The following is a 20,789-nucleotide window of genomic DNA, read 5'->3' on the forward strand; positions in this document are numbered from 1 at the left end:
AGCGATCTCATGCCGATAATTCTTGAGAGTTGTGGTTAGCCTATAATATCGTAATCGCAAAGGTGCTTGTCGCTCTCACTAACCTCAGAGTTTGTCTTTAGATAGTCGCTCACTTGATTACAACCGCGCCGCACTAAATCGTCTAAATCAAAATTCAATAGTAATAACCCTTGTCGATTAACTAAAGCAAGCGTCTTCTCATTAAGGTTAAAGGCATAAGAAAAAGAATAATCCTTGCTATCATAAGTTCCAACTTCTGCTTTGTCCATGAAAATATCCCAGAATTTCAAACTGTCATAACCTTGAGAAATAATAGTTTTACCATCAGGGCTGAAATAAACCTTGTAAACGTTATCTTTATGTCCTCTAAGGGTAAGAATTTTTTTGCCCGTCGCGATATCCCATAGTCTCACCGTACTGTCACGATTAGCAAAAGCGATCGTCTTACTGTCGGGACTAAAGCTGATGTCATTAACCAAATTGAAATTTTCTTTAATAGTTTTAATTTCTTCACCAGTCTTGATATTCCACAATTGCACTGTTCTGTCTGTGGCTTTATCATCAGAACTGAAAGCAGCAATCAGCTTACTGTTAGGACTGAAAATAACGTTCTTTGACCAATCCGAATGCCCTTTGAAGGATTTGAGTTGTTTACCAGTTGTAATATCCCACAATACAATACCTTGAGGTGTTGCAGCAGCAATCATCTTGCCGTCTTTACTAAAGCTGGCGCTATGTGCAACGGGGAAACTTACCTTGAGAGTTTTGGTTTCTCTGCTCGTTGAAATATCCCGCCATCTCACGATACCGTCCCAGTTTACAGTAACAATCGTCTTGCCATCATCGCTGAAACTGAAATCACCAGTCTTCAAGATTTCCCCGTTGTAGAAGTCTGATTCTCTACCTGTTGAGGCTTCCCAAAGTTCCGTTGTACCATCAAGATTTTTAGCAAAAATCTTTTTACCGCCTTTGTCGGCAAACCCTACCCTAATAATTTTGTGAGAATATCCTGACAGGAGCTTGAGTTCCTTACCACTAGAGACATTCCACAGTCTCACCTTATCGTCAGCACCAGCAGTAACAATTGTCTTGCCGTCAGGGCTGAAGTTGACGCTAGTCATCTCGCCTGAGTGACTTTCAAGAGTTTTGATTTCCCTACCACTGGCGAGATCCCATAATCTTACTGTACCGTCAGCACTAGCGGTAGCAATTGTCTTGGCATCAGGGCTGAGATTGACATCATTTACCCAATTTGAATGCCCTTTGAGTGTTCTGATGTCTCTGCCATTCATGCTATCTTGCAGAGTTACTGTACCGTCAGCACTGGCAGAAGCAATCATTTGGCTGTTAAGACTGAACATGATGTTATTAACATCTTTTCGGAAATCATGCTCTCTAGGGAGATTGAGTACTCTACCCGTCGAAACATCCCACAGTTTTGTCGTGCCATCACGATACGTAGCAGCAAGTATCTTGCTGTCAGGGCTAAAGTGGATGCTATTAACTTTAGTTAACAGATCCCCTTGGATAAGAGTCTTGATTTCTCTGCCTGTCGAAACATCCCATAAATTCACCGAATTTTTAATAAGAAAGTTGTAAGGCACAGCTGTACGAGTGTCTGCATTACTAGCAGCAAGCGTCTTGCCGTCAGGGCTAAAGCTAACATCTAACGCCTCTAAATGTCCTTGGAGGATTTTGAGTGTTTTACCAGTCGCAATATCCCATATTCTTACTGTATTATCAGAACTGGCAGACGCAAGTGTTTTGCGGTCGGGGCTGAAGGTAATATTATTAACTACACTTAAGTGTCCTTGGAGAGTTTGAAGTTCCCTTCCTGTTGAAACATCCCACAGTTTCACATAGCCTTTACCGATAAATTTGTCCTTGCTGTTAGAGTTTGGATTCAATTTTCTTTCAGAGTTATCAGTGGTAGCAATTGTCTTACTATCAGGGCTGAAAGTAGGATTACCACTAGAGAGCGTTTTAACTTCTCTACCAGCAGTGATATCCCACAGTTTTGTTTTGTCATTGTCAGCAAAAGCGATCACCTTACTATTTGGACTGAATTGGAAGCCATAATTACGAAATTTAAAGGTAAAAGTTTTAAGTTCTGTACCAGTTAAAATATCCCAAAGTGTTAGCGTATTTATAGAACTTTCAGCAATAGTCTTGCCATCGGGGCTGAAGCTGACACTTTCAACTTCACCGGAATGACTTTTAAGGGTCTTGAGTTCTCTGCCAGTCATAACATCCCATACTATTACTGTACCGTCGAGATTCCCAGCAACAATTGTCTTACCGTCAGGGCTAAAGTTGATGGAACTTACTTCACTTAAATGCCCTTTGAAAGTCTTGATTTCTTCGCCAGTAGTGCGGTCCCACAGTTTGACATCACTCATACTACCAGAAGCAATGGTCTTGCCATCGGGGCTGAATCGGACATCACCCACCCAGTCTAAATCACCTTTTAGGTTTTTGAGTTTTCTGCTAGTAGTGCGTTCCCATAGTCTTACCGTGCCGTCATAAGTGGTACAAACGATTTTCTTACCGTCAGGGCTTGAGCCCACAACACCCTTCAGAGAAGAGGAGAAACATTCAGGAATTTTAATTTCTTCTATCTGTTTATATCCTCCATACACTGCCCTTTGCAACGTATTTAAAACCTGAATGCGCGTACCTGCTTCTACCCACCCTGCTCGTTGCACTTCCCTTCCTGCTTTGATAGCGTTTATCAGGGCATTGTTCTGTTGATTTAATAAAGCATCTTTCTCTTCCTTTGACGGAAGCTTTTCACTGTATTTAAGCGCGTACTCCAAAGTACTTGCTCTCTCTTTATACAAAGCCGAAAGTGCTTTTGATGACGAAGCAAGAGCGCGGATTCGAGCATTAGTCTCAGCTACATTTGCACGCCACCAACCTACACCAGCGATCCCAGCTAACAACAATGCTCCTACTAAACCGCTAGTAAGCCCTGCAATTACTCTTTGTCTTTGACGCTCTTGCTGTTCGCGCTCTTTTTTCTGTAATGCCAAGCTAGTTTGAATGTATTCCTGCTCTGCTGTCAACTCTTCTGGACGCTTTTGTAACCATTCTTGAGCATCAGCCAAGGGCTTACCACGCAACAATGCTGCCTCATCCCTACTAGTAGCATCCCACTGCTGCATTGCTGCCCGTAGTCTTTCTTGCCAAGCACGAAAGCTGCGGTCTGTTTCCATCCATTGCCGCAGCTTACCCCAATTACGAATCAGTGCTTCATGGACAACTTCTACTGTCTCTTGATCAGCAGAATTGCGGCTTGTAACTACTAATCGTGCATTAGCTATTTCTGTGACCAATGCCCAGCTTGTTTCACCCAATTCCGCTTTTGTTGCCAACCTGAGCGTATCTTCTGTTCCCTCTCCCGGACGCACCAATTGAATAAAAATCCGCCGCACCTGTTCTTGCTCAGTCGCACTCAGCTTATCATAAATCTCATCTGCATAGCGGGCTAGAGCGCCTTGCACATTATCAATTGCATCATAAACTGTATGAGTTATTTGTTTACCCGTTCGCTGTTGCCACAATAGCGTCAAGGCAAACTCCAGCAGAGGTAAATTTCCCGGCTTATCCTCTACATCATCTAAGATGCGTTCCACTAGTCCCGCTTCAAAGGTGATCCCTAATATTTCAGCAGGCTTTACAATCACCTGTGAAAGTTCGGAGTGGTTCATCGACCTGATTTTGATATCAGTATTCTGCAACACATCTCCAAAAGGAGGATAAGATAAAGCATTTCCCAAAAAATCTGCCCGCATTGTTGCAATTAACACAGGAGGAGATTGGAAACCGGAAGAAGATTGAAAGGCATCTAATAAAGTGTCTAAGAAACTAGTGCGGGTTTTTTCATCGTTGCACAGAGTGTAAAGTTCTTCAAATTGGTCAGCAATTAACAGCACTCGATGATTGGGATGCTGACGTCGAATATGGGAAAATATACCAGAAAGTGTCACCTTATCATCGTGAAAATATTTAGCTAATACTCGTGCTTGGGCTATCTGCACGGTAGCATCACCAGATGTGTACAAAGGAACTAGGGACTCAGCCAAAGCTTGAAAGGGGTCTGAACCAGGGCGAAAGTGAGTAAACAGCCAGCAACCTTGTTGTTGTAACTTTGGTATCAATCCTGCCAACACCACTGAAGATTTCCCGCTTCCCGATGCACCTAGTACAGGAATAAAGTTACGCTTTACAGTCGCTTGAATCAGTTCTTCGATAAAGACATCGCGTCCGAAGAAGAATTCGGCATCATTGGGACCAAAATGAAATAAACCTCGATAAGGACATGGAAGATTATCATCAGTATTGGTGTCAGCTGACGTAACTGGTGCTACCTTAATATCTTCACGATAATAATAGTTTGTAATATTAATTACAGCATTTCCTTCCCCCGTGTTAGCGACGTATTGTGCTTTTTTAATAGTTTGCTCAACAATTCTTTTATTGTCTTGAATCTGAGTATTGTTATTACCTTGATTACTCTGCATACCTCCTTTTATTGTTGATTGTTCAACATTTTGTTGAATACCTTGATGAGGAGGTAGTAAAGAATTTTCTTCTGATGAAGGTACTTTATTCATGGCTTTTTTTCCGCACATCCATTAAAAAAATTAGCAATGCGACTCAAAAGTATAATTATGACAAAATTAGTTAATACTTTTTTAAGTAAAATTGTTACTTTCGCAAATTATTTTTGTGCCAATCCTCTAAAGCAGTGATAGTAAAATCTGCTGCTGGATGATTGAGCAACTGTTTGAAAGTGAAAATACTTCCGTCTTTTAATGCACTAGTTATTTTTTGCATCAAAATCGGGTTATTTTCAAAACATTTAATAGCTTCTGTAGCTATGGTCATTTTCCCAAGAGTTGTGTCAGTGGGATAAGTTTGGCTTAGCTGTTCTAGCAATTGCTGAATTTCTGCTACAGCTTCGGCGAGAGTTTGTTTTTGTTCTTGTGAAGCATAAGTGTTTGAAATTTGCTGATTATTATTACCTTGGGCTGCCTGCATCCCACCATGCACATAACCACCGCTAACATTTTGAGAAATTCCCCCCATATGTTTGGGCTGCGAGTTTTGTTCTTCTGGAGTAGTTATTTTGGGGTCTGTCTCTTTTACAGGGACAGAGGGACGCTTTCTAGCTTTGAGTATAGGGGTTTGTGATTCTGGAATTCCTTGTAAGTCAATCAATGCACAGCCGAATTCAAAACAATCTTCGTAGGATTTGTTAACACCAAGTGCATTGTAGAATCCAATAGCAAACTTAATTGCCGCTTTATCACCTATCGTCTGATTCATACCAATTACATAATCTATGTGTTGGTGAATCGCTTGAGCTTGAGCCTCACTATAGCAGGCATTGAGGAAAACACATTCAATTTGTTTTTGAAACAATCCAAATAATCTTGCTAGTGATTCTGTACTCACTAACTGCATTTGCCCAGAATTGTTCTCTAAAACTAAGCCATGACTTCCAGCGCCATGTCCAGAAAAGTGAACAATCGTCGGTTGGTGGTCTAACAGTGCCCGGTGTAAGTCGTCAACTCTTAGTGCTAACTCAGTCACTATTTCAAACTCAGAGCGATTTTTGGCTTGTCTGAGTGCTGTCTGAATTTCCCGTACCTCTTCGTCCAAACGCAGCTTGTCTGTGTTTTTAGGGTTTGCTGATAAAATTAAAATTTTTTTCACAAAGTTTGAGCAACAAATTTTTGTAGTATCTGCTGTATGACTACATTACTCTCAAAATTTTCTCCTGTCTTCAACAACTTTTTGTGACAAAATTTAATAATTTACATGAATTATTAAATTAATTAACAATTTTGAGTGGCATTTTCCGCTTGCTCCCTTTCAATCTGATGTCTCAACTTGAGCATCAGTAGGAATAATCAGCTTTCTTTGATTTTGCTTTTCCTCCACCATTTTTTGAGCAATAGCAGCCTTGATTAAATCCTCCGATAAGGGTCTGTCTTGCACGGTTGGATCGCGAGAATCATCAGAAGAATCTTCAACAGTCATTTTATTTAGTACAGGTGGCTTTCTGACGACCTCAGTTTCCGCAACGAACTTGTCTGTACTTTTCGCCTCAGCAGATTGTTGGGATTTTAAATTGTTTTCATCCATAATTGCATCTAGTAATAGTCTAGTTGCTTGATATGTTTTGATTGTAGAGCTTCCATTTTTGCTAGGAGCTAACTTAAAGAAGTAACTTTACAAAAAGTAATTTAAATTAGTTACTGAGATGAATCGAATTCCACTGCCCCCAACGCTTTGAGGGTTGCTCTTTGGGCTGCGGTCAAACCAATCGCACCAGTAATATTCATCCCTTCATAAGGTCTATTTGCTCTTAGGGTTTTGAGACATTGTCCAGTATCCATATTCCAAAGCTTTATAGTCTCATCTTTGCTACCTGAAGCTAACATTTGTCCATTTGGACTAAAAGCAACTGACCATACTACCTTTTGATGTCCCTCAAATGTTCTCAAATTTACCCCTGTACTGCTATCCCAAAGCTTGAGTGTTTGGTCGTCGCTACAGCTAACTAATTTTTGACCATCTGGACTAAACACAACTGACCTGACTCGATTGCTATGTCCAGTCAAAGTTTGCAGGCATTCCCCTGTAGAGATATCCCACAATTTGATTGTGCGATCGCCGCTACCACTGACAAGCAATCTACTACAAGGGCTAAAAGCTACCCACAGTACCCAATCTTCATGTCCTTTCAAAGTTTCCAGACAAGCGCCTTCTGCAACATTCCAAAGTTTGATGGTTTGGTCATCACTGCCACTTGCTAGGATACTTTTTTGGGGACTAAAAGCCACTGACTTAACTCTATGGGTATGTCCATACAACGTGTGTAAACACTCCCCAGTACGCCAATCCCAAAGCTTTACTGTTTGGTCGCGACTACCACTTGCCAAAATTTGACCATCTGGGCTAAAATTTACAGATTGTACCCAATCACCGTGTCCCCACAAAGTTCCTACACATTCACCAGTAAAGGTGTCCCAAAGCTTAATGGTTTTGTCGTCGCTACCACTTGCCAAAATCGAATGTAATGGTTCACTAGCAGCCATATTTGGAGCAAATACAACTGATGAAACAATGTTTGTATGCCCTTGCAATGTTCTTAGGCAGTAACCTGTAGATACATTCCACAATCTAATTTGGTAGTCTTCACTGCCACTTGCCAAGATTTGACCATCCGAACTAAAGGCAACAGAGGATACCCAATTGCTATAAGCTTTTAGCGTTTTCAAGCATTGCCCAGTATGAAAATCCCATAATTTTACTGTTTTGTCATTACTTGCACTTATCAATGTTTGCCCATCTGGACTTAAAACGACTAACCAAACCCTTTCGGTATGTTCCTGTAAGGTTTGTAGACATTCTCCTGTTGAGACATTCCAGATTTTTACTGTTTTATCTTCACCTGCTGTTGCCAATACCTGACCATCCGCATTAAAGGCAACTGCCCACACAAAATTGCTGTAATTAAGTAGTGTTTTGACACGTTCTCCCGTCTGTATATTCCATAGCTTAACTGTGTTACCCTCGCTAGCAACTGCTAGTGTCTGTCCATCCGGACTTAAGGCTACAGACAGTATCCAATTGATCCCAATCGCCAAAAGCCGCAAGCACTTTCCATCACTAATATTCCACAGCCTAACGGTTTGGTCTTCGCCACTACTAACTAAAGTTTGTTCATTTAATGAACTAAATGCAACAAAAAGTACCCGTCCTGTATGTCCTTTAAGAGTTTTGAGACATTGCCCAGTATGAATATCCCATAATTTTATTGTTTGGTCGTTACTGCCACTTGCCAGAATTTGACCATCTGGGCTAAAAGCAACTGATTGCACCCAACTGGTGTGACCCCGCAGTGTTTTTAAACACTGCCCTGTATGGGCATTCCATAACCTAATCGTTTGGTCATTACTGCCACTTGCCAGAATTTGACCATCTGGGCTAAAAGCAACGGATACCACCCACGCTATGTGTCCTTTGTAATAAATAAGTTGTTGGCTATCTGCAATTTGCCACAAACAAATTTCGTTATCAGTTCCTGTTGCTAACAGCTTTCCATCTGGACTAAAGGCAGCTGATAAAATACCTGCATTAGTTTGAGTAAAAACTGATTTAGTTAAATCTGAGTTTGTAAAGTTGACTTGATGTAAGTTCATGCCTTGTAAGTAGGCTTGCCAGATGGTTAAGTTAGAAAAATCATAACCGCTGACATTGACTTGAAGCTGCCAAAGTAGATTGAGAATATTTCCGCCTGCATATCCAGGTTTTCGAGATGTCAAAACTTGCAGGTTCGACAACAACTGATTTAGGTGGTTTTCGACATTTGTAAATTGAGCCAGCAATCTATCAGCAATAGGCTTGAGAATCAGGCGAATTTGAGCATTTCTCAGGTAATCTTTACTGGTAGCCTTTATCAAGGCATGGGTATGAAACAGCGCAATTTCTCCGGTGGTTAATTCTTGATTCACTTCGTCGATAAATCTATCAATCACATACTCCATTACCACCGACTGTTGAGTAAATTTTGCTCTCGTATTTTCAATCAGGGAACGATGTTGTAAAGATTCTAAAGCTTCCAATAAAGTCTTTTGATGAAGAGGTGGAACAATATCTTCTCGTAATTGGGAGAGCGAAACCCACTCTCGATTAATCGCCAACCAATGCATAATTTGCCGTTCTAAAATCGACAGGCGATTAAACTGCTGCTCTAGTAAGTCGGAAATGTCACCAAAAATAACGATACCTTGTTCTAGAAATTGAGAAATATCACCCTGAAATAATTCTTGAATAGTCGTCGCTACAATCTTTAACGCTAGAGGATTTCCTGCATAATGTTCTATTAATGCTCGACTTTTGTTTTCTGATATAGCAAAACCTTTTTCTTTGAGAATGAAATAACCTTCTTCCTGCTGTAATCCGCTTAATTTCAATGAACGAACAGGCAGATGTCTTCCTTCTTTGGAACTAAGTCCTTTGGGTTTTTCTCTGCTAGTCAACAATAAACAGCTCTGATGGCTGCTCTGACCTACACATCTAAGCAGTTGCCCGTATTCCTCATATCCTGGACAATAGGCTCCGGAGGTTTTGTCAGTACATAAAATTGATTCCGCATTATCCAGTATGAGAAAGCAGCGTTTTTCACCTAGATGCTTAAGCAACTCGGCTATTTTACCATCTACAGTCTCTGGCAAATTCGTTTCTTGCTGTTGAGACACAAAGCAAATTAATTCTACCAAAAGCTCCTGAACTGGTGGAGCGTTACGCAGGCTTCGCCAAATCAAATAATCAAAATTGTCCTGCACTAGCTGTGCCACTTTCACAGATAAAGCCGTCTTGCCAATGCCACCCATCCCAATTACAGTGACGAGTCGGCATTGCTCATTCACAATCCATTGTTCTAAAGTCGCAAGTTCTTCAGTACGCCCGTAAAACACCGAGACATCAATCGCCTCTCCCCAGTCCTGGTGAATACTTTTAGTTTTTCTCTCGCCATTTTGATCTATAGCTACTGATGGAGCCTCAAAATCCAAATCAGCGATGTCTCTCCAACAGAGCGCTAATTTCTGACAAAGTTCTTCAAAAGTCGCATGATCCACGGGTTTCCCTGTCAGGAAGTTGCTAACTGTGGCTAAAGCCAGTCCTGCCTCCTCAGACAAAGTTCTTTGGCTGGGAAAGCCATTACGCTTAACTGCCAATTTAACTTTCTCAATGCAATCACGACGAACTTTGAGCGATCTAGGCATAGCGACATTGCAGGCAACTATATAAATTTTACACGTTCAAGTCAGTCATAAGTCAGAACAACTGAGTCATTTTCAGGCTGGAACTCAGTAACCACAAGATTTTGATGAATACATACCTTCAATAAATGAAAGGACACAGAAAATGCATTTTAAATCGCTTTCCGCTACTGTAGTCGGGCTAGCTTTACTCGTAACTCCGGCTGTCGTTCCTGCCGTTGCTCAAGAAGTATCCCAACCTACAAGCTCTCAAAAGGAAGCTACACCTTCTACGCCAGAGTCAACACCATCGGCAGAGGAAGCCAATCCTACAACTTCCCAAGAAGAAGTTACACCTTCTACGCCAGAGTCAACACCATCGGCAGAGGAAGCCAATCCTACAACTTCCCAAGAAGAAGTTACACCTTCTACACTAGAGTCAATGGAAACTACATCGGCGGCGGCTGCCAAGCCGAGGTTGCAATTGCCGTTTTATTGCAAACAGAAGTGGCGGCTGGATACTTGGGCGCACGCTCCTGCGCTAGACATGGTAAAAGAGCCCGACCAGAAGGGAACCGAGGGTGCCACTCTTCTGGCTCCTGCGTCCGGAACTGTCAACCAGTCCTTTTACCACGAAAACGCCGGCAACGTCATCCAGATTAATCACGGTGGTGGCTGGTTCACTACCTATCTTCATCTCCAGTCCCGATCTGTCAAGGTTGGAAACAAAGTCCAGTTGGGAACTGTGATCGGAAAGGTTGGCAAGACCGGTCCCACATCCAACGGTCATCCCCATCTCCACTTCGAGTTCGGTTACGACTCGAACAAAGACGGAAAAGCCTCATGGGGGTACAAGGGATCTGAGAGAGTTAAGCCCGTTTTCAACGGGATCACTTACGGAAGCAAGAACGGTCAAACATGGCGGAACGTCACTAGCCACAATAAGTGTCCGTGAGCAACCCTAACCTCGGTAAGTACTAGGTTAATACCGATACCTTTGCCGACGCGCATCCTGAGCTTCTAGCCCAGCAGAAACCATATAGGAACCTAGATGTAGCGACCTGTAATACGTACCCTTTCAGTTTCTGGCAGCTGTTCCTGAATCGCCAAAGCTATCTCATTAAGAGCATCATCACTATCATAAGCCGCTATCACTTTTGGGATGGTTCTCAAGTATTTCACAGGTAAGCTCTTGGCACTATCAGCTGCTAGATACATGGTCTTTTGTTGTGGGATTCCTTCTATTGTTGCTAGTGACAGGGCATCAATGGGGGATTTTGTTAGCACAACTCGCTGGATTTCATCATCAGGCAAGCCACCCAATCTGAGATAGAACCAACCATCTGCACGTTTGATGCTACGAGGTATCCCATGAAGGTGTTGTCTTTCCCCCTGGTTCCTCGCAAGAATGTTCCGTAGTTTCTCCCGCGAGTGATCGCATTCCGAATACGGCATTTTGGTTGGAGTCAGCATAAACCAAACCCTGGTTATGGAGGGCTTGCACCATTTCTTTTGGCAATCGGCGTTGTTGGCTGAGGTATTGCTGTACTGCAAGCCACTGACCAATACGGTTCGGTTAAGCTCAAAACCAGGTAAACTGAAGTATGTCCCCAACGTGTACTGAGAACAAATGCAACTCAAAGAATTCTCACCGCAACTACCTGTGGTCGAATCAGGTACAGTACTCAAAGATGCGCGAAACTGCTATTCCTTCAGTTACTATTGAACAAGCAATTAGTGACACACATAGTCATCAAGAGCGAAAACGAGCTTTACCATCACATCTAGTCATCTGTCTCATCATCGCTGTGAAGTTGTTAGTGAAGTCAGTCGAAACCTTAGTCTTATGCTCAGGGAAATTGATGAATTCATGGATAGCAATGATTATGATGTGCAGCCTGAAGTTAGTAGAATGAATGTGATTAAATACCTTTGCAAGTTAAGTGAAAAACTTCAAGAAACAGGTTTTGCATCTGAGAAATCACCTATTATTCAAGAGCTTGAAAAGTTAACTCAAATAGACTAATGATAGCAACGCTTTTAAAGCAAGTGCAATTTACGGTATTGGAAATTTCTTTTTATACATAAAGGCGTGCCTACCTCTACAGTGTAACCGCCAATATTAATCTTTTAAGCTACTAACACTCGTAAAATTGAAGTGCGTGAATTAGGCTATTCATTCAACGTACCCAGTTGGGCGCGTGTAGTGATAAGTGGAAATAACGGTTAAGAATTTTTAGCGGTTAAGTTGTTTTTTGTTGCTGTAACTAGGAAAGACTATAGTTTGAGATGGAGTAAGTTGAATGTAATAATTTGGGTTAGCTGGATTCGGGTTCAATATAGTTCGGTGTGACGGTGCTTCACGAACTTCAATTGGGGATTTTTCAAGTCCCAGTTGTCCTAAAGATGAAACCACGGATAACGGCAGGTTGACACTCTGGGCAGCTTTGGGAATTGGCGTTGTGTTCCGTGCCAATGCCAAAAATTCACGCACTTTAAAGACAACCGGGTCGTTGTTAGCAGTATAGCCTGAGGCGATCGCAACTTGTAAACCCCGTTCAATGTCGCTAAGCGTTGCAACTTGGTTACTTCCTACCAGCCAAGTTTGTTCGACTCCAGGAGTTATCGGGGATATAGAAATGCCACTGTAAGTGGGTGTGCCAGAGCTTTGAACAATATTGAAAGTATACAGGTGTTGTTGTCCATCTGGAGTGCGGGTTTTGATAGACAAATTAGTTATCAATGTTGAAGTAGCGCCTGGGAAGCGCAACGGCTTAATCACCTTTAAAAACACGGTTTTTGCCTGATTACTGCTAAGTTCAGCATCAGTGTTGTAAACAGTGCGTGAAGGATCTGCTATTAAAATGTAAGTAATGACTTCGTTGGTTTGGGAAAAATCAATAGCCGTGGAACGACCAGACCAAACTGGTACGTCTGTAGTATTTGCTACTGCTGCCTCTTGCCCAATGATGCGCAAAGCTGGTGTTTTTGCCAGTGTGCGCAACGGGGAAAGTACTGTAGCAGTTGTTGTTAACGAAGAAAAAGCGCACGCAAGTAAGATAGTTTTTAATTTTTTCATCTGTCCTTCCCTTCAGGTAACTTCCGTTATGACTACCGACGCACACGTAGAAAGCTGTTGACAAAAACGGAAACCTTAGTTCCTTCTGGTACAACAGCTACATTCTGTCTACTGAGCATTTCCTTTACTGCTTGATCTGAGCGTCGCGCTAGGCGTGAGCCTGTCACTTTAAAGAACCCTTCCAACGCCGCTGCCAAAACATTGGGGTTACTTGTAGTAGTAACTGTGGTTTGGCTCAAGCCAAAAGAAGATGACGAACTGGATGATTGAGTACGAGGTTGATTGATGATTTCTCCAACTCTTCCCAAACTACTAAGCACTCCGACTAACAAATCTTGTTTGGCGATTTCAGAACCTTGATCAAATAGTCCTTGAGCAATTAACGGCTGATTATTGTTCCCGCGAATCAACAGGTTGCCTGGAGGTATTGCTTCTTGCCGGATACGCCCTTGTGAATCTGGGTAAACCAGTGCCACAACCAAAACGTTTACCAATTTATTACCTCGGTTTACAGACTCTACCTGAGTAACTAAGATAGTGCCAGTTGGTAGAGCTACACTACCATCAGTTGCCAGCATATCTTCAGTCAACTGAATAGCAAACCTTCCATTTGTAGGGCTTTTATCGCTTTCATCCCAAAGCATCGGTACAACGACTTGTGCGTTAACAGAAGTGGCGATCGCCACTTCTAAGTCAGAGGAAGATGTTTCATCACTATTACTGTTTTGATCAACCTGGGATCGACTGAGAATTCCCATTTCTCCATCTGTCATTCCAGTAGTATCGGTTGCTGTTGGATTGTTATTAGCTGAGGTGTAACCAATGGAAACAGTTGGAATGCCTTGCTGTGTACTTTGTTGTTGCGTTCTTGTAGGGGTAGGGCTTGCATTGTTTTGAGTAGAAACTGCTGTTGGCGAAGCTGGAAGATTTGCTATGGTTGGTGCAGTGGTTGAAAATGTAGCAGAAGAATTAGCACTCCTCTGTGTAGTTGGTTGTCCTTCGCTATTCGATGCCGTTTCTCGCATGGTTAACCCGCGAGTTTGCCCCAAAGAAGCCAACTGGCTCCACCGTTCAAAAGGATCTACAGTCGGACTCGGCTTTGGTGTAGGTGTCGGGGGTGCAGGTGCAGGCTGTGTAGGCTGTATAGGTCGTGTAGCTTGTAATACTGGTTGCGGTGGTGGAGAGAATGGTTGACGAACGAAAACTGTCCTGGGTGGAGGAGAAACTGTAGGAGTTTGACGGACTGGGCGTGGAGGCGGAGGAGTTTTAGCGACTGGAGATGGAGAAGCTTGGGGCTTGGTGGGCGTAGAACGTTGTTTCTGTACCTCTGGTTTAGTTTCCAGTTGTCGTCGTTGATCTTGAAAAGCTAACTTGCCTTTAAGTTCAGCAGATTCGTCTTCTAATGGTGTGGGAGTTGGTGAAGGAGAAGATTTAGATGCTTGTTGACGTGCAGGCTTAGGAGCAAGGAATCCAAACCAAACGAATCCCACTACTCCCATGATGGCAGCTGTTCCTGCCAGAACTAATCCCATGCGAACACTTGGTTTTTCTGAAGTTGAACGCTCTTCTGGTTCTTCTTCGTCTTGTTTAATGCGGTATTCCTTTGTAAGTAACTCAGTCAGGTCATCGTTATATCCAGCTAGTTCTTTTTCGTCTTCCAAAGTGATTTCGTCTTTATTAATACCCGAATTTCCTGCTTCTTCTAATTTTTTTTCAGACTCATTAGCAGAGCCATTAAAACTGTTAGATGGAGTTAGTGGACTGCTAATTTCATCAGGTTCGTTGTCTAATTCGTACTTTTCTTGTGATGCTTTAGTGTTCATATCATTATGTGTATTATTTGGGAATAAATTCAGTTATTCTGGTGATTTCTAGCCCTGCTGAGCGAATTTCATAAACTTTCTGCTCAAAGGCTGAAGCTTTTTGTCCTAAAGGAGATTTTTGAATTTCAACTGCTTTCAGCCGGAACGTTCTATTAAAGGGAATTCTTTCATCTGTTCCTGAAGTGCGGTCAACAAGAAGTCGTGTTGCTATCATGTCAACTTCCCATTCCCCTTGCCGAATTTCTCGCGGCTCAGAGAGGTAAGAAATGATTACTGTGGAGCGCAGCTTACCAGAGAAAACAATAGAAGGAACTAATTCAGCAATTTCTGAAAGTGCTGCTTTGGCAAACTTTGGTTCAAGTAGTAAGGAGGCAAAATAGGCACTGGTAGGGATTTTTTTTCTACTTCCTACACGCACACCATTATCTGTTTCGTTAGTACCGGGGATTTTATTATCCCAATTAAATGTTAGTTCAGTCCATGTTCTAACTGTATTTTGGATAACAGATGGATAACGCCAGTAGCGCTCTCTTTCAGAAACAACTAAGGTTTCACCGTTTACTAACTGCACGAAGGTTGTTTTCTTCGCAGCCAGCGTGTTTATCCGGAAAGAAACGAACAAAATAAAGATGAAAATTAAAGCATTAAATCCTGTCAAAGCTACAAAACATAATGGCAATAAATTTTTTGAATCAGGTAAAAGTGGAGTTTTAAATCGTTGAATTTTCATGCCATTAATTATTGTTAACTCTTAATAACTAGGTTTGTAACTGAGCCGATGGCGTTGCTGAAAACATCGATTAACTGCTTAACATTTGACGAGATTCCGTTGTAGAGAGCAATTCCACCACCGCCAGCAACTAGGACAGCTAGAATGGGTGCGAAAATGCTAAGGAAGAATAAAAAGGCTACATCAGAAGCGAGTTCTGCGCCAGATTTTACAAGGACAACAGCTGCTAAACCAACGATGATGTTGTACCCTAACTGAATACCAAATAAACTTAAAAAGCCAGTTGCCCAAGCCCAAATTGGACGACCTTGAAGGGGAAGTATTGACATACCCATTGCAATTGGCGAAAACAATGCTGTTAGCAGTAGTGCTGCTTCGAGTATGTTGACAAAAGCCTACTGTAAACTGTAGAGAATAAAGCGGATGATTGGTATAGCTGATTCTCTAAAAACTCCTCCGGGATCTGTTGTCAGTCTCACTGCATCTCTAGCAGCACCTATTACTGACCTATCTATTAAAAAATCCGCAAACTGTCGTAGAGGTTCGAGTGGTCCTTTGCTTTGTTCTTCAGCCCGTTTAACAATCTCTTGAACTTGTGACTGTTTTGACTCCCAACATTCAATTAATTCTTGTCCAACTTTTCCTCTGCATTCGCTGTAGACGTTTTCTATCTGCTGTTTGGCGATGTTGCTAATTGTGACCTTGGCGATCGCATTCTTAAACGTGAGTTCCCCTAATTGTGCTTGAAGAACTTTCTGTACTTGCTGGTATCCAAAGCTTCTGGCAAAGGTAACAGTTTGTGATAATAAATTACCGTTACCGCCCAGAAATAAAGTAATCACAACTGGCCAAACAAACATTGCCATTAGTTCTGACCAAGATTGCTTTTCAACAATTTCCCGACCTGAAGTTAAAGTTAAGAAGACAATGCTGCCCCCTGCTAAAGTTAAACCAAGCCGGACTAGACCAATCCACAAGCCGGAATCTAACGGTTGAAGTATAGTTATCCAAAGACCATTCCAGGCTTCAGAAGTACTCCGAGCTAAATCAATTGAGCTAGAAACTATCTCAAATGCATCCCCTTCTCCACCCGTCTGAGGATAGGTAAATGTTTGTGCTAAGAAGTGCAACATTGCTTTAAAACTTGCGTTCGGGATTTCAAGAATAGGGGAAGTCTATTGCTTCCCCCTAGATTTTTTAATCAACAGAAAAAAAACCCAATGTTGGATTATTGCTCGGCTTCGTCAGCACCAATCGTGCCACCGCCGGGAAGCATTAACATTCCTGCCTGTTGGCTTGCAGCATTCCCAGAGGCGGCATCTGCGCGTCTAGAGCTAGTGTTGATTGCCGCGATTTCCTTAGCTGCCTGTGCAGTTAGTACGTTACTGACTGCTCGGTCAGTTCGGGCTTGTTGAGCTTCTTTGATCAGCATTTCATTAGTTTGAGTGTTGAGGGCGGTTTGCTGGCTGATATTCTGCATGATCCGCTGAGTAACGTCTTGATTTTTTGAGTCCTCACTCAACTGTTTGCTCTTATAAGTTGCTGTTTGCGCTGCCAATAGTTGTTGGGCGCTTCGTTCCTGGGCTTGGGTGCTAAGAGTTGCACCATTGGCGACACCAATAGCAACTGCTCGTTCAGCTTGCTTGTTGAAGTCATCTTTAATGGCATATGAACCTTCGCCACCAATTTTGTTTTCTAGTGTCTCTGAAAGTTTTGTGCCTTTGTTGTTAGCAGTTGAGGATTTCATAATGTTATCGCTCACCTGATTTAGGATTGGCACTTTAACAGCACCCAAAGTTGAAGAAAGGAGGTTATTGAGAGATCCAAACACATCGTTCTGAACAAATCCAGTTACATCGCCAATGAAATCATTGACTGACTGGATAACATTTTCAATCGGGGTAAAGTAACTGTTTCCTGTCGTTTGGTAGGCGGTTTGTGATACCATTTGTGCAATTTGCGTACTCGTTGGTGTGTTTGTTGATTGTCCAGCTTGGGTAGTCGCATCCGTCGGTTCTTGGGTCAAAGCAGCAGCGCGATCGGCATTTGTTATCACACCACTTAGGGCAAGAACAAGAGCTAAAAAAAGCACTTTTGAGGTTTTGATAAATTTCATGGTTGTAATTTCTTAACGTGTAATAAGTTGGTCGTTTGTCTTCGTTTTTAAAGGTTCGGGTTCATTTGAATTTGACTCTCGACCAATATGTGAGAACCCTTTACCCTCTTTCACCGCTGGGATATATTCTTGGGTGAAATGTTTTAATCCTTGAAGTTTGCCTTTGAGAGTAGGCGGGTATTTTGCCATGATGCGATCGCGGGCTTCGCGTTCGTTTTGGTTATTGGCAATGGAAGCTAACATCATCTCGCCAGGGTAAAATCTGGTTCGCCAGAAGCGTCCGCCTCTTTCAATCAGCCAGCAGGAGTAGAGGTCAGCAGCTCTGGGCAGGAAAGCTTCAGTGGCATTTCGACTGATAATATTAGGGTCGTAACCCAGGTGACGTTGGAAAGATGCTACGCCGTTTGCTGTGATGCGCCCGGTGATTCTGTAGACCATGTTTTGCATGATCTGCGAACCTGTAGCACACTGGCAGATAGTGTCGGGGTCTTGACTTAACAACAAGACAGAAATTCCATCTTTTCTCCCAGTTGCACAGAGTTCTCCTACGATTTGGGCGAAACCGTCACGACGCAGCAAAACTGAAAGTTCATCTCCAATGAACAAACTTCTTGGATGTGAAAGTGCATTTCGGATGCAAGCAGTGTGAGCGTTAATTGCCATCAAGTAAGCATCTTGTTCATTTGACAGTCCACTGAGGGCAAAGAATTTAACTGCTGGCTCAGGTGAGAAGGTGCTTGGTCTACCGATAGCTTTCCCCAAGCGGGAAGCTAATAGAGCATTTCCTTGGCTGAGAATTTGGTTGATGGCTTGTTTGTCCAATTCTTCAAAGGACTTGAGGTCGAGTCTTTCTTTACTGCAAAAACGCAGTAGATCCTTGAGTGTAGGGATTTGCTGCCATTCAGGAGACTGCCAACCTTTCTCGAACGCTTGGTTATAGCGGGCAATGATCTCCGGATCTCTAAGGAACATATCTAGCATTTTGAGTACGATCGCATCAACCCGTTGAGCTAAGTGCGGGTTGTGGACTTTTCCAAGTGCGATCGCCACCATTGCTTTGCGAATAAACTCTTTCCAAGATTCCATTCGCCGTTCTCTTTCCGGCTTATCAAACTTTCGCAAGTCGGGGGGTTCTACCAGATTGCTTGAACCCGCCGAAATGTCATAGTATGCGCCTTGCTCACCCAAAAGTTCAATAGCTGTTTTGAACGTACTATTGCCACCACTGCTGATATCCATTCCAACGACCGGGATATTGTTAGCGAGTGCTTCTACTGCAAAACGCCATCCCAAAACACTCTTACCTGAACCAGATTCTCCAGTAATCAAAGCGCGACTGATTTGGTCGTGAAATAAGTCGATAAAAATTGGCTTGCCTCCCCGGTCTGTGACAAATTCAACTCCTCTTTTATCTATGTCCTTTGGAACAGTTAAAGGCAGAATTCCAGTAACAGTTTCTGTGTCTAAAGTTAGTCGTCGTTCGCTGAAAAGTGAACCACTATGTAGCAGCCATTTCCAAGTTATCGGCAGACACTGCAACCAAATATCCCAAGCGATATTTCGCTCTCGGATAACTTTAGCTGTTCCAAAGCTATTACTAAGGACATTACAGGCATTGTTTAATTCAAGAGAGTCATTGCGGTAAACTAGGAAAGCCACAGCACAATGCAGTGCTTTTGCACCTTTATAAAGTCTTCGTTGTGCATCGAAGGATTCTTCTTGTTTGATTTCAGCTCCAATGTCGCGCCCTTGTCCCTTGGTTATCGCCCTAGTACTTGCTGCTTTAGATTGTTTGGCTTGACGAGCCAAGTTATCGTTAATGATAAAGTTGTTTCCGGCGCTGATTTCAATCCATGCTTCGGTGTCGTGGACGTAGCTAGAACTCATCACTTCCCAAATCCATTTTAGTTGCTGCCTTGTATTGATCCAACCTGTTGGTGACTCATACATAGTCAACACACCACATTCTTTGCCTTTGCCATTGAGATAGACACGGTTGTGGCTTAAGCGATGTTCTGGACATGAAGACCTACCTTCTTCTCCCTCAATCAAGACAGTACAAGTATGCTTTTGCGTGGTTTTGGTTTCAGTCAGTTTGAAGCCGGATGACGTTTCTTCTAGTGTTAGTATTTGTGGAATTGGTGGAGCGTCACCGCTGTTAAATCGTTTCCAAAGCCATTGCCAAAGCTCTGCTGTATTGCAAGGAGTAATTTCCAGCCCCATTTTGGTGTTTAGCAGTAATTCCCAGCGGATGAAACCTTCATCAAATCCTTTGAGAAACAGCTTTGTATAAAACTGTTCTTTATAGAGCCGTGTGTTACCACTAATGGAACCAAGTAACGAGTCCCCAAGATTTTTTACACCGTCAATTACCTTACCAAGAAAGTCTCTAGATTGCTGTTCGGCTTGGGCATCCGCTGTCCAAGTACAGAAGGCAATTTGTTCCCAGATTTGGCGTGTACCTTTCTGGGTTAACTGTTGAAGTCGGCGCTGCTCATTCCTAATTAGGATGGAAATCGGCTTCAGATGGGTATTGTCTGCTAATTGAGTGAGTTCTTTTTGGCGATCGCCGTCATCGCTGTAGCAACCTGTACAAAAAGTAATCTTTTCGCCGTTTGGAATGTCTTTCATCCCTTCTTCAATAGAGGAAGCAAATTCCGAAACCTCACTTTGGAAAAGTAAATTGTGAAGTCCTTTGGTGTTAAAACCAAATACCAATTGGTATTGTGAACCATTATTGAGAAGCATTCCAGCGGCTTCTCGACCTTCTTTTTTGATTTCAACTAGGCAACAGATATGTGTTTCATCTTGAAAGGGCATAAACTTGCTCTTGCCTCCTTGTTGATTCGGTACAATTTTTGGCTTGAGCTTTGCTCGAAAAAGTTGCGAGTTCTTGTGCTGCTTTAAAGCCTGTTGGCGATTATAGTGTGAAAGTGGAGAAATATAGAGAGAGTTGCCGTTATACCATTCGTCTCCTGGGGGTTTTCGGAACTTATCTGTAAAATGGTGTGGCTGACTACCAGTTAAGAGCCACCAGCTGACGATTAGCCAAAACGAAACAGCAAAGAACCACCCCAAACCTAAACTAAAAAGTCCATTTGTGAAAATATAGGAAACGACGAGAATTGCACACCAAGGTCCTATTTGGTTGGCAGGGATTGGACCGACACTTGCCTGTTTACCTAAAATTTTATTAACACGAATAAAATCTTTTTCTGGATCTCGTAGCATGGTGACTTTAACTGTTTAGCTTGAAAAAAAC

17 protein-coding genes are annotated in these 20,789 nt (G+C 42.5%); 3 read left to right on the forward strand and 14 right to left on the reverse strand.

Translation table 11 applies throughout. The annotated features are described in order from the left end of the window. Window positions 1–35 precede the first annotated feature (35 nt). The 5 genes from ICL16_RS10630 to ICL16_RS10650 form a co-directional block, all read right to left on the reverse strand. Complete coding sequence (locus ICL16_RS10630) at window positions 36–4,616, reverse strand: WD40 repeat domain-containing protein (RefSeq protein ID WP_190827188.1); 4,581 nt, start codon at window positions 4,614–4,616, stop codon at window positions 36–38. Between the two features lie 94 nt (window positions 4,617–4,710). Beyond that, window positions 4,711–5,721 (reverse strand): CHAT domain-containing protein, encoded by a 1,011-nt coding sequence (locus ICL16_RS10635; RefSeq protein WP_190827189.1) that lies wholly within the window; start codon window positions 5,719–5,721, stop codon window positions 4,711–4,713. Window positions 5,722–5,880: 159 nt separating this feature from the next. Beyond that, complete coding sequence (locus ICL16_RS10640) at window positions 5,881–6,153, reverse strand: hypothetical protein (RefSeq protein WP_190827191.1); 273 nt, start codon at window positions 6,151–6,153, stop codon at window positions 5,881–5,883. 110 nt (window positions 6,154–6,263) lie between these two features. Then, window positions 6,264–9,803, reverse strand: coding sequence for a WD40 domain-containing protein (locus ICL16_RS10645; RefSeq protein WP_190827193.1), 3,540 nt, complete (start codon window positions 9,801–9,803; stop codon window positions 6,264–6,266). Window positions 9,804–10,049: 246 nt separating this feature from the next. Continuing rightward, window positions 10,050–10,250 (reverse strand): hypothetical protein, encoded by a 201-nt coding sequence (locus tag ICL16_RS10650; protein ID WP_190827195.1) that lies wholly within the window; start codon window positions 10,248–10,250, stop codon window positions 10,050–10,052. Between the two features lie 76 nt (window positions 10,251–10,326). On the opposite strand from ICL16_RS10650, the gene ICL16_RS47655 reads away from it, so the two are divergent. Then, complete coding sequence (locus tag ICL16_RS47655) at window positions 10,327–10,734, forward strand: M23 family metallopeptidase (RefSeq protein ID WP_190827197.1); 408 nt, start codon at window positions 10,327–10,329, stop codon at window positions 10,732–10,734. Window positions 10,735–10,826: 92 nt separating this feature from the next. Here the strand turns inward: ICL16_RS47655 and ICL16_RS47660 are convergent, their stop codons facing one another. Next, entirely contained in the window at window positions 10,827–11,066 is a 240-nt protein-coding gene (locus ICL16_RS47660) for a toprim domain-containing protein (protein WP_420485268.1), read from the reverse strand. Window positions 11,067–11,136: 70 nt separating this feature from the next. Continuing rightward, window positions 11,137–11,286, reverse strand: a complete 150-nt coding sequence (locus tag ICL16_RS47665) for a hypothetical protein (RefSeq protein ID WP_190827201.1) — start codon at window positions 11,284–11,286, stop codon at window positions 11,137–11,139. A gap of 184 nt (window positions 11,287–11,470) precedes the next feature. Here ICL16_RS47665 and ICL16_RS10670 point away from each other — a divergent pair, with 184 nt between their 5' ends. Together ICL16_RS10670 and ICL16_RS10675 are read left to right on the forward strand one after the other, a co-directional pair. Then, window positions 11,471–11,695 carry a transposase domain-containing protein gene (locus ICL16_RS10670; RefSeq protein ID WP_238360712.1) on the forward strand — a complete coding sequence of 75 codons (225 nt, stop codon included), beginning with the start codon at window positions 11,471–11,473 and terminating at the stop codon, window positions 11,693–11,695. Further along, window positions 11,650–11,805: a hypothetical protein gene (locus ICL16_RS10675; protein WP_190827433.1), complete on the forward strand. Its 156-nt coding sequence runs from the start codon at window positions 11,650–11,652 to the stop codon at window positions 11,803–11,805. Before ICL16_RS10670 ends, ICL16_RS10675 begins: the two co-directional genes overlap by 46 nt. Before the next feature lie 210 nt (window positions 11,806–12,015). Here the strand turns inward: ICL16_RS10675 and ICL16_RS10680 are convergent, their stop codons facing one another. The 7 genes from ICL16_RS10680 to ICL16_RS10705 all read right to left on the reverse strand — a co-directional run bounded on the left by ICL16_RS10680 (window position 12,016) and on the right by ICL16_RS10705 (window position 20,758). Beyond that, a complete protein-coding gene (locus ICL16_RS10680; protein WP_190827203.1) occupies window positions 12,016–12,858 on the reverse strand; it encodes a hypothetical protein in 843 nt (280 codons plus the stop codon). A 32-nt stretch (window positions 12,859–12,890) separates the two neighbouring features. Further along, window positions 12,891–14,681 carry a TrbI/VirB10 family protein gene (locus ICL16_RS46745; protein ID WP_190827205.1) on the reverse strand — a complete coding sequence of 597 codons (1,791 nt, stop codon included), beginning with the start codon at window positions 14,679–14,681 and terminating at the stop codon, window positions 12,891–12,893. 13 nt (window positions 14,682–14,694) lie between these two features. Then, window positions 14,695–15,411 carry a hypothetical protein gene (locus tag ICL16_RS10690; RefSeq protein WP_190827207.1) on the reverse strand — a complete coding sequence of 239 codons (717 nt, stop codon included), beginning with the start codon at window positions 15,409–15,411 and terminating at the stop codon, window positions 14,695–14,697. A 14-nt stretch (window positions 15,412–15,425) separates the two neighbouring features. After that, on the reverse strand, window positions 15,426–15,740 hold the full coding sequence (locus ICL16_RS45560; protein WP_238360713.1) for a hypothetical protein: 315 nt from the start codon (window positions 15,738–15,740) through the stop codon (window positions 15,426–15,428). Window positions 15,741–15,806: 66 nt separating this feature from the next. Beyond that, window positions 15,807–16,544 carry a hypothetical protein gene (locus tag ICL16_RS10695; RefSeq protein ID WP_238360714.1) on the reverse strand — a complete coding sequence of 246 codons (738 nt, stop codon included), beginning with the start codon at window positions 16,542–16,544 and terminating at the stop codon, window positions 15,807–15,809. A gap of 95 nt (window positions 16,545–16,639) precedes the next feature. Continuing rightward, window positions 16,640–17,527 carry a hypothetical protein gene (locus ICL16_RS10700; protein ID WP_190827209.1) on the reverse strand — a complete coding sequence of 296 codons (888 nt, stop codon included), beginning with the start codon at window positions 17,525–17,527 and terminating at the stop codon, window positions 16,640–16,642. A 12-nt stretch (window positions 17,528–17,539) separates the two neighbouring features. Further along, window positions 17,540–20,758, reverse strand: a complete 3,219-nt coding sequence (locus ICL16_RS10705) for a hypothetical protein (protein WP_190827211.1) — start codon at window positions 20,756–20,758, stop codon at window positions 17,540–17,542. Between the last annotated feature and the right edge of the window lie 31 nt (window positions 20,759–20,789).

Origin of the sequence: Iningainema tapete BLCC-T55 (genome assembly GCF_014698965.1) — a bacterium.
Classification (GTDB): domain Bacteria; phylum Cyanobacteriota; class Cyanobacteriia; order Cyanobacteriales; family Nostocaceae; genus Iningainema; species Iningainema tapete.